The sequence below is a fragment of the Halomonas litopenaei genome (genome assembly GCF_017303055.1).
Taxonomy (GTDB): domain Bacteria; phylum Pseudomonadota; class Gammaproteobacteria; order Pseudomonadales; family Halomonadaceae; genus Halomonas; species Halomonas litopenaei_A.
Genome location: NZ_JAEKJT010000013.1, coordinates 40,853 through 52,711 on the forward strand (window position 1 = coordinate 40,853; position 11,859 = coordinate 52,711).

Below are 11,859 nucleotides of genomic sequence, written 5' to 3' on the forward strand. Positions count from 1 at the left end.
CCCCGCCTCCCCATGGCAAGGATACTCGTGTCTCTTACCTCCTCGACCGGCGTTGCGGAGCGGTACACGATCGATGACAAGGATGCATGGCGGTGGAAGATCTCTTTACCTGGCTGGGCGAAGCACTGGGCACCCTGATACGGGTGGTAGTCGATACCCTGGGAGGCTTTTTTACCGGCCTTGATGATGCGGCAGCAGGCTTCATCGATGGCTTGTCTCGCTCCCTCGGTATCGCTCCCTCGTTCTTCAGTCTGGCCTTGCTGGTGCTGGGTCTGTTCTTCCTGTGGCGAGCCCTGCGGGCGATTCTCGCACGCTCAGCTGTCGCGGCGTTGCTGTGGGCCCTGCTAGGCCTGTTGACCCTGGGCATGCTGCTGCCGTAACCGCTGACACGGTTTAGATGTCGCCAACGCAAGACGCCGCCCACAGGGCGGCGTCTTTCTCGGCATCTTTCCGAGTCCGGGGTCAGGCCAGCGCCTTCTCCACGATCTCGTAGACATTGGGCGACAATGTCTCCTGACGAATCCGCTCGAGTTCAGCGCGCATCAGCTCCTGGCGCGCCTCGTCGAAGCGCTGCCAGCGCGTCAGCGGCGTGATGATGCGTGCCGCGATTTCCGGATTCAGGCGATTCAACTCGATCACCACTTCCGCCAGCAGACGGTATCCTTCCCCGTCCAGCCGATGGAAGTTGACCCGGTTCTGCCCGGCAAAGGCGCCAATCAACGCTCGCACCTTGTTCGGGTTCTTGAGCGAAAAGGCCGGATGCTCCATCAGGTAACGCACCCGATCCAGAGCGTCTGCCTGGGGGCGGGTCACCTGCAGGCTGAACCACTGATCCATCACCAGCGGATCATGGGACCACTTACGGCCAAAGGCCTTGAGGGCCGGGTCGGCAATGTCCGAACGACTGCTGTGCACCAGCAGGGTCAGTGCGTGGCGCACGTCGGTCATGTTGTGGTCGGCATCGAACTGTGCCTGGGCAAGCTCGATCGCGGCCTCGTCCTCGATGCTCATCAGGTAGGACAACGCCACGTTCTTGAGCGCCCGCTGCCCGATCTGCTCTGGCGTCGGGGCATAGGGAGCATCACTCTGGTTGGCGTGGTAGAGCGCCATCAGCTCGTCGCGAAGCTCCCGAGCCAATGACTGCTGCACGAACATCCGAGCGGCATGGATGGCATCCACATCCACCAGCGGCTGCTGCTCCGCAATGTAGGCCTCGCTCGGCAGCTGCAGCATCTCCGCCAATACCGCCTTGTCATCGTTGCCTTCTTCGATCAGCGCGCGGAAGGCGTCGACCAAGCGCCCGTCCATGACCTTCTCGACGCCATTGCGATGAGCCGCAATCAGATCGTCAAGGGCCAGCAGGGTCAGACGCTGGCCGGCGTCCCAGCGATTAAAGCCATCGCTGTCATGAGCCATCAGGAACGCCAGGTCCTCCCGCGAGTAAGGGAACGACAGCTTCACCGGCGCTGAGAACCCACGCAGCAGGGAGGGCACCGGCGCTTCCTCGATGTCGGTGAAGATGAACTCCTGTTCGTCTTCACGCAGATGGATGACGGCGTCACGGCCCAGGGTTTCGCCGTCAAGCGTCATGCTCAGGTCTCTGCCGCTCTTGGTACCGACAAGACCCAGGCGCACCGGAATATGCAGCGCCTGCTTGTCGGGCTGCCCCGGGGTTGACGGCGTACGCTGACGCAGGATCAAGCGATAGCGGGAGTTGGCGTAATCGTACTCGCCAAAGGCATCGATTTCCGGAGTGCCCGCCTGGGAGTACCAGCGCATAAACTGCCCCAGATCCAGACCGGACACTTCCGCCATGCAGTCGACAAAGTCTTCGATCGTCACTGCCTGACCATCAAACCGGGAGAAGTACAGGTCTGATCCCTCGCGGAAGGTCTCCGGCCCGACCAGGTTGGACAGCATCCGCACAATCTCTGCCCCTTTCTCGTAGATGGTCAGGGTATAGAAGTTGCCGATCTCGATGTAGGACTCAGGACGCACCGGGTGAGCGGTGGGACCCGCATCTTCCGCAAACTGAGCGGTACGAAAGAAGGACACTTCCTCGATACGCTTGACCGGCGCAGAGTTCACGTCAGCCGAGAAACACTGGTCACGGAAGACGGTAAAGCCCTCTTTCAGCGACAGCTGAAACCAGTCGCGGCAGGTCACCCTGTTGCCCGACCAGTTATGGAAGTACTCGTGGGCCACGATACCCTCGACGCGCTGGAAAGCGGCGTCGGTAGCGGTCTTCGGATGGGTCAGCACCGCCGCGGAGTTGAAGATGTTGAGGCCCTTGTTCTCCATGGCGCCCATGTTGAAATCATTGACCGCGACAATCATGAACAGGTCCAGGTCATATTCGCGACCGTAGGCCTGCTCGTCCCACGCCATGGAGCGCTTCAACGACGCCATGGCGTGCTCGGTCTTGTCGAGGTTTTCTTCTTCCACCCAGATCTGCAGGGTGACGTCACGCCCGCTCATGGTGGTGAAGTGATCTTCCACCTTCTTGAGGTCGCCGGCGACCAGGGCAAACAGGTAGGCAGGCTTGGGATGCGGGTCTTCCCAGGTGACAAAATGACGCCCATCCGGCAGTTCGCCACGCTCAACGGGGTTGCCGTTGGACAACAGCACCGGCTCACGCGTGATATCCCCCACCACGGTGGTGGAGAAGGTGGCCATCACATCTGGGCGATCGGGATAGAAGGTGATCCGGCGAAAGCCCTCCGCCTCACACTGGGTGCAGAACATGCCCCCGGAGCGATAGAGGCCTGACAGTGCCGTGTTGTCCTCAGGAGCAATCTCGACGTCAGTCTCCAGCACGAAGGAGGCAGGCACCTTGGCGATGGACAGCCCCTTGTCGCTCAGCTCGTATTCGTCATTGGACAGCGGCCGCCCATCGATAGCGATGGACACCAGTGACAGCTGCTCCCCATCCAGCCACAGCGCTTCGCCGGCCTCGCGCTCAGGATGGCGCTCAAGATGCAACCTGGCCTTGACGCGGGTCGCGCCAGGCGCCAGATCAAAGGACAACTCGGTGCGCGTGACACGGTAAGCCGGGGGAAGATAGTCGCTGAGATGAATCGGCTGGGGGTCGGACATCGGGGATGCTCCAATCAGAAAAGTCGTCGCCATTGTACGGGCATGGAGGGGCCAGGCTCAAAGCGCCGGCAGCGCATTGAGCGGTTCAGGACGAGGACGCGGGCTCGGGTCGCGTGAAGATCCAGATGGCGATACCGGCCAGCATCGTCACCAGGCCCAGCTTCAACCACCAGAGGGATACCGTGAACAGCAGCACGATCACCGACAGCGACAGCATCACCAGGGCCATCCACTTGGCATGACGAGGGATCGCACCCGATTCTTCCCACGCCACCACCGCGGGGCCGAAGCGCGGGTGTTCCCGTATCCAACGGGCGAAGCGTGGCGACCCCTTGGATGCCGCCCACACCGCCACCAGCAAGAAGCAGGTGCTGGGCATAAGGGGGACGAAGGCCCCGATGACGCCAAGGGCGAAGCTGATCCAGGCAAGCATTTGCCACGCCACACGGCGCGTGGTGGTTATCAAGGGTAAGCTCCGATGGTGCGGCACAGGGTGCGATGGAAAAAGCGGTTGACCGCCCCGCGCACACGGCCGTTGATCGCTGAGACTCCCATTGAACCGCAACGGTCGAGCAGGGGCCAATTGCACGAGGCTATCGACATCTTAGAGCCTCTCGACATCTGAGCGGCTATCGACACCCGACAGGCTACCGATGCCCTGGATGCCGACCTCAGGCCGTCGCCCCTGCTCGCCATGGTGTTACGCTCAATCTCGGAAGTTATCGAACTGCAGGGCGAGATCAGGCCCATCATCACCACGCAGCAGCGCCATGACGCTCTGCAGGTCATCCCGTTTCTTGCCAGTGACGCGCACCTTGTCGCCCTGAATCTGCGCCTGCACCTTGAGCTTGGAGTCCTTGATCCGCTTGACGATATCCTTGGCTTCCTTCTGCTCCAGGCCTTGCTTGAGCAAGACGTTCTGGCGAGCCTTCACCCCGGACAGCTCGGCATCCTGCACGTCCATGGTGCGCGGATCGATGCTACGAGCAATCAGCTTGTTGCGCAGAACGTCGAGCATCTGCTGGAGCTGGAAGTCCACCTCGGCATGCAGTGCAACGGTCTCGTCGGACAGCTCGAACCCGGCGTCGACGCCACGGAAATCGAAGCGCCCCTGGACCTCTCGGTTGGCCTGATCCACGGCGTTCTGTGCCTCGTGGCGATCAAATTCGGAAACAATATCGAAAGAGGGCATGCTCACTCCAAGGGGTAAAAGCGCTAGTCTACCACTGGAAGCGGTGCCTGCGAGGCACCTCGCGGACCAACCTCTTCAGCGTCGTGCTGAGGGTCCGTCGGATCCTGCGTCTGCTCTTGTGAAGAGACGCTCGCCGAGTCCGTCGCCGAGTCCGTCGCCGAGGCAGCCGCCAAGGCTCGAGGCGTCCTTTGCCTCACCACCGGTCCCCCTTCTGCTCCCCCCTCCTGTGTGGGGGCGCCTGTCGGTTCGCCCAGCGTCAGGATCATTTTCCAGGCGGCGCAGCCATCCTCGTAGTACTCGTCCAGCCAGGCATCCAGGCGGAACCCGGCACGTCGATACAGCCCGAGAGCCACGCGGTTATCGGCACGCACCTCTAGGCTCATGCCCGAGCAGCCTGACGCCCGGGCCTGCTGCTGCAAGGCCAGCAGCAGCGCCCGACCTACGCCATCACCGCGGGCCTCTGGCGCCACGCAAAGCGAGTAAAGCCGCGCTGTCTGACTGCCCTTACGCAGCAACAGGGTGCCGTATCCGAGCAACCTCCCCTCGGGCGGAACCGCCCCATCAGCGTCGCCGGCCTCCGCCGGGACAGCAAGCAGGGTGATTGCCCTGGCGCGGGTCAGCAGGTACCTGAGCTGACGACGATTGAAACGATCACCGCTGAAGCCACGACGTTCCAGCGACTCGAGAGCATCGAGATCGGCTGGGACCGCCGGGCGCAGGACAACAGACATCGAGAAAGACTTCCATGCAAGGCCACGAATTCCGTGTCGGCGACGACGGAGTATATCGCTCGATTCTGTCGCTCCCGAGGCCCGCTGTCAGCCGTCGATGAATGAATTTTTTTCACCCAGATAGCATATTGCTTTGCGGCTGGCTCAGGTGCATTCTTGCGCCACTCGACCAGACACTCCTCCTGCTCCCTCGCCGGCTGCCAGAACGATCGAGCCCCGCCCCTTCCCCCCTGCCCGAGGACCCATGACGATGTGCGCACTGCGTATCGTGGTTGACCGCCAGCGCGACTGGCAGCCCTATCACCCCAGCGACGATGTGATCGATGCCGAGACCTATCTTGCATCGGCGGCAACGTCCGGCAGCGAACAGGTCATCAACCTGTGCGCGGATCTCGGCTACCTGGGGACTGGCTACTATGTCTCGTTGCTTGCTCAGGCGCGTGGAGCGAGGGTGATCCCCACGGTAGATACCCTCAACACGCTGCGTCGCAAGTCCACCACCGACATGCAGCTTGAAGGCCTGGCGCCGCTGCTGGAGGATCTGGGCAAGGTGGCAGCCAGCCAGCAGCTTGGCGACACGATCGACGTCACCATCTTTTTTGGCGAGTGTGATGCCGCCCCGCTGGCAAAGATCGCCAGGCGACTTTTCGAGCGCCTGCCCTGCCCGCTGCTGGAAGCGCGCCTGACACGTCAGGGCCACAGCTACCGGCTGGCACGCCTTCGCCCCCTGGCGCTGTCGCGACTCAAGGAGCACGAGCAGGACACCTTTGCCCGCGCCCTGAATCGTCACTCACTGAAGGTCTGGCGCACCCCACGGGCCAGGCGTCGCTATCGTTTTGACCTGGCCATGCTGGTCAACCCGGAAGAGCGACTGCCACCCAGCAACAAGGGTGCGCTCAAGCGCTTCATTCGCGCCGGGCGCCGCCAGGGAATCAATGTATCGCTGATCACCCATCGCGACAGCGCACGCCTGGCGGAATTCGACGGGCTGTTCCTGCGCGAAACCACGTCGCTTGACCACCCGACCTGGCGCATGGCCCGGCGTGCAGAACATGAAGGGCTGGTGGTAATCGACGCACCTCAGGATATTCTGCGTTGCACCAACAAGGTCTACCTGCATGAGCTGCTGCGCACTCGCAATGTGCCAGCGCCCGAAGGGCTTTTGCTGCGCCGCTCCAGTGCTGAGCGGCTGATCGAACAGGCTCGCGAGCTCAGTTTTCCAAGGGTGCTGAAGGTTCCCGATGGCGCGTTCTCCAAGGGCGTGGTGAAGGTGGCGTCGGCGGAGGCCCTGGCCCGGGAGGCCAGTATTCTGTTCGAAAGCTCGGACCTGTTGCTGCTGCAGGAATGGCTTCCCACCGACTACGACTGGCGCATCGGCGTGCTCGATGGTCAGCCACTGTTTGCCAGTCGCTACTACATGGCCCGTGGACATTGGCAGATCTACGACCACTCCGGCCCGCGGACCCGCAGCGGCGGCTTCACCAGCCATCCGATCAGTGATGTGCCTGCGGCGGTACTGCGCACTGCCCTCAAGGCATGCCGACTGATCGGCAACGGTCTCTACGGCGTTGACCTCAAGCAAGTCGGCGAGCGAGTTCTGGTCATCGAGGTCAACGACAACCCCAATATTGATGCGGGTATCGAGGACAACGTGCTGGGGGACGCCCTCTACGATCGCCTGCTGGACGTGTTTGCCCGGCGTATGGAAGCTGGCAAGCAGGATCCGTGACCGTCACGATGGCGCCGTGATGGCCCAGCGTGACGGCCTTCGGGCTGACGCCAGCGAGCGACTCGGCTACCCTGCGCGTTCACGACCAGAAAATCGGAGCCAGCATGAGCGATCAGCAACGCAACGAGCGCCACAAGAAGGCCATGGAAAAGCTCAAGAGCCACGTCGATGCCAAGGTCGCCGCGGCAGAGGAAGAGCGCGGACTGATGCTGGTTTTCACGGGCAATGGCAAAGGCAAGACGACGGCGGCCTGGGGCACGGTGACTCGCGCGCTGGGCTACGGCTATCGGGTGGGCGTCGTCCAGTTCATCAAGGGTCTTTGGGAGTGTGGCGAACGCGAACGGCTTGAGCAGGATGCCAATCTCGAAGTGGCTATCATGGCGACCGGCTTTACCTGGGACACCCAGAACCGCGAGTCGGACACCCAGGCCTGTCAGGAGGTATGGCAACAGGCCAGTCGCATGCTGGCGGACCCTGAGGTCTATCTGGTCGTGCTCGACGAGATCACCTATATGCTCAAGTTTGGCTACCTGGATATCGATACGGTGCGCACCGCGATTACCAACCGCCCGCCAGAACAGACCGTGATCATCACCGGGCGCAACGCCCATCGGGAGCTGGTGGCCATGGCCGATACCGTCACCGAGATGCAGGAAGTCAAGCACGGCTTTGCGGCAGGCCTCAAGGCACGCCGCGGGATCGACTTCTGATCCTGCTGCCGATCGTGTAGCCCTGTTGCCGACAGACCGACCGCATTCCCTGTCACGCAGCAAAACAACCGGCCCGGGAGCATGCTCCCGGGCCGGTTGTCTCAAGCTACTACCTACCTCTGAGACGACGTGCCGCTGAAACCTATGCGTCGCTGAAACCTATGCGTCGCTGAAACCAAGTGCCGCTGCAACGACGAGGACTGACGGCTCGGCGACGTCTTGTCGCCACGCGTCCCTCGGCTCGCATCACTCTACTTGCAGCTGGTCGTTGGCGATCATCTGCTGCAGGAAGGTGGCGGAGTCCTGCCCTCCCATAGTGACGCCATTGAGCACGATGGTCTGATCGGCATCGTGGCCATTAGCGGCAATGCCTCCACTGCTCTTGACGTGCAGCACCGTATTCCCGTTGCCATCTTCCTGAGCAAAGAGATAGTCGTTGACGCTGGCGTCAGTGGCACCATCCAGCAGGTCCGCCACTTCCAGACGATCCGCTTCTGGGTCCACCCCGTAGCCACCCACGGTGAAACCAGTGACGGTGTCGACGGCCGGGGCGCCGTTGGTGCCGGCATCACCCTGGCTCCAGGCCAGGATATCGGCGCCGCTTCCCAGGTCGATGATGTCGTTGCCCTTGCCGCCCTGCAAAGTGTCGTTGCCCTTGCCACCGATCAGCGTATCGTTGCCGACACCGCCAATCAGCGTATCGGCTCCCGCACCTCCGATCAGCAGATCATCACCTTCTCCACCGTCCAGGGTATTGGCCGCACCGTCGTCGCGACCATCCCCAAGATTGTCGATCTCGGCACGAATGTAGGCACGAATCTCCTCATCGCTGGGGGCCGATCCAGTCGCATCGGCAATGCGATCCGCCACACCGCTGCCGCCTGGGTTCTCCTGTGTCCAGGTCAGGTAGGCGTACAGGCCTGCATAACCCAGGCCGTCGTGGTCGCCCGCGGTGAAGGTTTCGCCGGTGGCCGCGTTGACCCATTCGAGATGATCACTGTTCAAGGTGTCGGCGACCAGAATGTCGTTCCCACCGCCACCACTGAGGGTATCGGCACCGACCGGCAGCAGGCTGGCGGCGGCTTCCTGCAGCGCCGCATCAAGATCGCCACCACTCAATACGATCTGAGGCTGCCCCACCGGCGCATCAAAGGCATCATTCGTACCGCCGCTAAGGTTGGTAGATGCCGTACCGACTGTATTGGTGTTATCAAAGAAGCGCAGCACATTGGAATTGATGCCCTCGCCGATCCCAATGGCGGCCACCTGGGCCACTGAGGCCAACTCGCCAAAGGCGTTGACCGACTCGTTCATCACTGTCTGGCTAAAGGTGCTGCCGTTGCCGCCGAGGCCACCACTGGAGCCACGGTAGTAGGTCGGCACACCATCGGTCAGGAAGAAGCCGATATTGGTGAAACCATTGCCTTGACTGGCAAACCAGTCCCGTGCCGCATCGAAGCCATCCTCATAGTTGGTCCCCCCTCCCGCGATCATGGCATTGATAAAGGCGATCGCTGCTGGCAGGTCTGCCGCGCTGAAATTGGTGAAGGTGATGGTGTCGCCGTTGCCCACCGCGCTATCGAAGTCGACAATCTGAAGGTTGATGGTGCCCTCGTGGCCGCTGAGCTGGGTGACCAGGTTCTGCAGGGCCTCCTTGGCCAGCTGCATGCGAGACTTGCCGTTGACCCCAGAGCTGTTGCCCATACTGCCAGAGCTGTCGACGATCAGGGTGATGTTGTAGTTGCCAGCGGGCTCATTGAGCGTGCCACCCGCATCGCCGATGATCACATCGTCACCACCACCGCCCGTCAGGGTCTGCTCTCCGTTGCCGCCCACCAGCAGCTTGTCCTTGGCATCTCCGTGCAAGGTCAGGCTAGCGGATAGCTCGTCGTCATCACCATCGCGACCAATCAGTCCAAGCTGGACATCGAAGTCGTCGCTGGGGCCGCCCAGACGATAGGACGCATCCTCAAGCAGCAGGTCATCGTTGCTGGTGCTGCCGCTATCCGCCGCGGTGATTTCCACCGCTTCAAAGGGCCGGTCGCTCGCGGTTTCTAGCGTCACCTGCCAGCCGTCCTTCAACCCGGTTACGCGCAGGCCGTTGCCGTCAGCGGTCACGCTGACCTGGCTGGTCACATCCACCCCAATGGCGTTGAAGACCTTGATGTCGGCGGGCGTCACGGCAAGATAGCCGCTGGATCCGGTGCTGGGATCGCCACTGCCGGCGCTGCCATCGGGCGAGTAGAGCAATGCCGCAATGACCAGTGCCGTGGTGGCACCTTCGCCGCCTGCCACCTGCACCCGCTGGGAGAAACTGACCATGCCTTGATGGTCGGTCCAGCTCGGGCCGCCAGTTCCCGCGTCAAGGTCCTTCAGGGCATCGAAGCGCACGCTGGCACCCGTGGCGACGGCGATCTTGCCATCGTCGACGACCACGGCTCCGCTGCTGCTGGACACCAGCAGGTCGTTATCACTGGCATTGTCCAGGTGATTCAGTGCGAGATAGCCACCTGTCACGCTCTCACCGTCCTCGAGTTCGGCAGCGACATCGACGCCATTACTAACGTCACCGACCACATCGATGGTATAGCCATCTCCGGTCTGCGCCAGGGTCACGCTAAAGCCATCTTCAGCCCCATTCGCAGACTCGGCATAAAGTGTGGTGCCATCGGCACTGAGTCGATAGGTCAGCGGCTTGCCGTCGACTCTCAGAGCGTTGCCTGCGCTATCCGTCGCCGGCTGGCCGTCCAGACTGGCGTCGAACACCATCTCCTTGACCCCGTCTGCCCCTGCATTGGGTCCGAAGTCTAGGGTGCCGCTTCCGTCCTCCAGCGCGTGCTCCGCCGGCGAGAACTGTTGTGGTACGTCATCCTTGATATCGATGGTCAGGTTGGCCGGATCGCTGACGTCGCCGTCGGAATCGGTCACCACCAGGCTGAACACGTCCTGGATGCCGTCGCTGCCGGTGCCCTGGCTGCTATGGTCGGTGGTGTTGTCGTCCAGAGTGTAGGTATAGCTGTAGTCCCCATTCACCACGCTGACGACCAGGGTGCCGTAGGTGCCCTGCACGGTGCCGCCATTGGTCACGTCCACGCCACTGATCACCACCGAGCCCACGCTGTCGGAGCCGGTATCGATGGCGATGGTGCCGCTGGTGGTCTCCAGGTCGGTGCCTGCCTGACTGCCGCCGTCGTCCAGACCGGCTTCGTCCACCTCGTTATTGCCAGACGCATTGGGCGACTCGGGGTTCACCTCCACCACCGGGGTAGCGTCCACGGTGATGGTCAGGGTCGCGTTCGCGGTATCCCCGTCGGCATCGGTGATGGTGTAGTCGATCAGCACGTCGCCTTCAAAACCCGTCGCCGGAGTAAAGGTCACGCTGCCGTCACCATTGAAGCTCACGCTGCCCTGGCTCGGGTCCTGCAGCGCGGCATTGGTCAGGGTCACCGGACCATCGGCGCCGGCCACGTCCAGGCCTCCGGCACTGCCGTCCAGCACGTTGACGGTGATCGCCACGTTCTCGTCGGTCTCGGCCGCGTCGTTGGTGGCCTCGGGCACGTCATCCTTGATGTCGATGGTCAGGGCCGCGGGATCGCTGACGTCGCCGTCGGAATCGGTCACCACCAGGCTGAACACGTCCTGGATGCCGTCGCTGCCGGTGCCCTGGCTGCTATGGTCGGTGGTGTTGTCGTCCAGGGTATAGGTATAGCTGTAGTCCCCATTCACCACGCTGACGACCAGGGTGCCGTAGGTGCCCTGCACGGTGCCGCCATTGGTCACGTCCACGCCACTGATCACCACCGAGCCCACGCTGTCGGAGCCGGTATCGATGGCGATGGTGCCGCTGGTGGTCTCCAGGTCGGTGGCCGACTGGCTGCCGCCGTCGTCCAGACCGGCCTCATCCACCTCGTTATTGCCAGACGCATTGGGCGACTCGGGGTTCACCTCTACCACCGGGGTAGCGTCCACGGTGATGGTCAGGGTCGCGTTAGCGGTATCCCCATCCGCATCGGTGATGGTGTAGTCGATCAGCACGTCGCCTTCAAAGCCCGTCGCCGGGGTGAAGGTCACACTGCCGTCACCATTGAAGCTCACGCTGCCCTGGCTCGGATCCTGCAGCGCGGCGTTGGTCAGGGTCACCGGACCATCGGCACCGGCCACGTCGGTACCGCCCGCACTGCCGTCCAGCACGTTGACGGTGATCGCCACGTTCTCGTCGGTCTCGGCCGCGTCGTCGGTGGCCTCGGGCACGTCATCCTTGATATCGATGGTCAGATTGGCCGGATCGCTGACGTCGCCGTCGGAGTCGGTCACCACCAGGCTGAACACGTCCTGGATGCCGTCGCTGCCGGTGCCCTGGCTGCTATGGTCGGTGGTGTTGTCGTCCAGGGTGTAGCTGTA

8 protein-coding genes are annotated in these 11,859 nt (G+C 62.6%); 3 read left to right on the forward strand and 5 right to left on the reverse strand.

All coding sequences use genetic code 11. The features are described from left to right. Positions 1-92: 92 nt before the first annotated feature. Positions 93-380 (forward strand): hypothetical protein, encoded by a 288-nt coding sequence (locus JF545_RS19700; protein ID WP_224852176.1) that lies wholly within the window; start codon positions 93-95, stop codon positions 378-380. Between the two features lie 82 nt (positions 381-462). Here the strand turns inward: JF545_RS19700 and pepN are convergent, their stop codons facing one another. The 4 genes from pepN to JF545_RS19720 all read right to left on the reverse strand — a co-directional run bounded on the left by pepN (position 463) and on the right by JF545_RS19720 (position 5,019). Then, complete coding sequence (gene pepN, locus JF545_RS19705; RefSeq protein WP_206944858.1) at positions 463-3,096, reverse strand: aminopeptidase N; 2,634 nt, start codon at positions 3,094-3,096, stop codon at positions 463-465. A gap of 85 nt (positions 3,097-3,181) precedes the next feature. Next, on the reverse strand, positions 3,182-3,562 hold the full coding sequence (locus JF545_RS19710; protein ID WP_224852175.1) for a YbaN family protein: 381 nt from the start codon (positions 3,560-3,562) through the stop codon (positions 3,182-3,184). Between the two features lie 240 nt (positions 3,563-3,802). After that, complete coding sequence (locus JF545_RS19715) at positions 3,803-4,288, reverse strand: YajQ family cyclic di-GMP-binding protein (RefSeq protein ID WP_206944859.1); 486 nt, start codon at positions 4,286-4,288, stop codon at positions 3,803-3,805. Positions 4,289-4,311: 23 nt separating this feature from the next. Further along, positions 4,312-5,019, reverse strand: coding sequence for a GNAT family N-acetyltransferase (locus JF545_RS19720; RefSeq protein WP_206944860.1), 708 nt, complete (start codon positions 5,017-5,019; stop codon positions 4,312-4,314). 244 nt (positions 5,020-5,263) lie between these two features. Here JF545_RS19720 and JF545_RS19725 point away from each other — a divergent pair, with 244 nt between their 5' ends. Further along, a complete protein-coding gene (locus JF545_RS19725) occupies positions 5,264-6,748 on the forward strand; it encodes a RimK family protein (RefSeq protein ID WP_308126724.1) in 1,485 nt (494 codons plus the stop codon). Between the two features lie 104 nt (positions 6,749-6,852). After that, positions 6,853-7,458: a cob(I)yrinic acid a,c-diamide adenosyltransferase gene (cobO, locus tag JF545_RS19730; RefSeq protein ID WP_206944861.1), complete on the forward strand. Its 606-nt coding sequence runs from the start codon at positions 6,853-6,855 to the stop codon at positions 7,456-7,458. A 246-nt stretch (positions 7,459-7,704) separates the two neighbouring features. Here cobO and JF545_RS19735 read toward each other — a convergent pair. Next, a partial coding sequence (locus tag JF545_RS19735) for a beta strand repeat-containing protein (protein WP_206944862.1) occupies positions 7,705-11,859 on the reverse strand: 4,155 nt, incomplete at its 5' end.

What these genes read in the sequence shown, in the direction of transcription:
- pepN (WP_206944858.1), bottom strand. Translation starts at nt 3,096, where the DNA reads ATGTCCGACCCCCAGCCGATTCATCTCAGCGACTATCTTCCCCCGGCT.
- JF545_RS19715 (WP_206944859.1), bottom strand. Translation starts at nt 4,288, where the DNA reads ATGCCCTCTTTCGATATTGTTTCCGAATTTGATCGCCACGAGGCACAG.
- JF545_RS19720 (WP_206944860.1), bottom strand. Translation starts at nt 5,019, where the DNA reads ATGTCTGTTGTCCTGCGCCCGGCGGTCCCAGCCGATCTCGATGCTCTC.
- JF545_RS19725 (WP_308126724.1), top strand. Translation starts at nt 5,264, where the DNA reads ATGACGATGTGCGCACTGCGTATCGTGGTTGACCGCCAGCGCGACTGG.
- cobO (WP_206944861.1), top strand. Translation starts at nt 6,853, where the DNA reads ATGAGCGATCAGCAACGCAACGAGCGCCACAAGAAGGCCATGGAAAAG.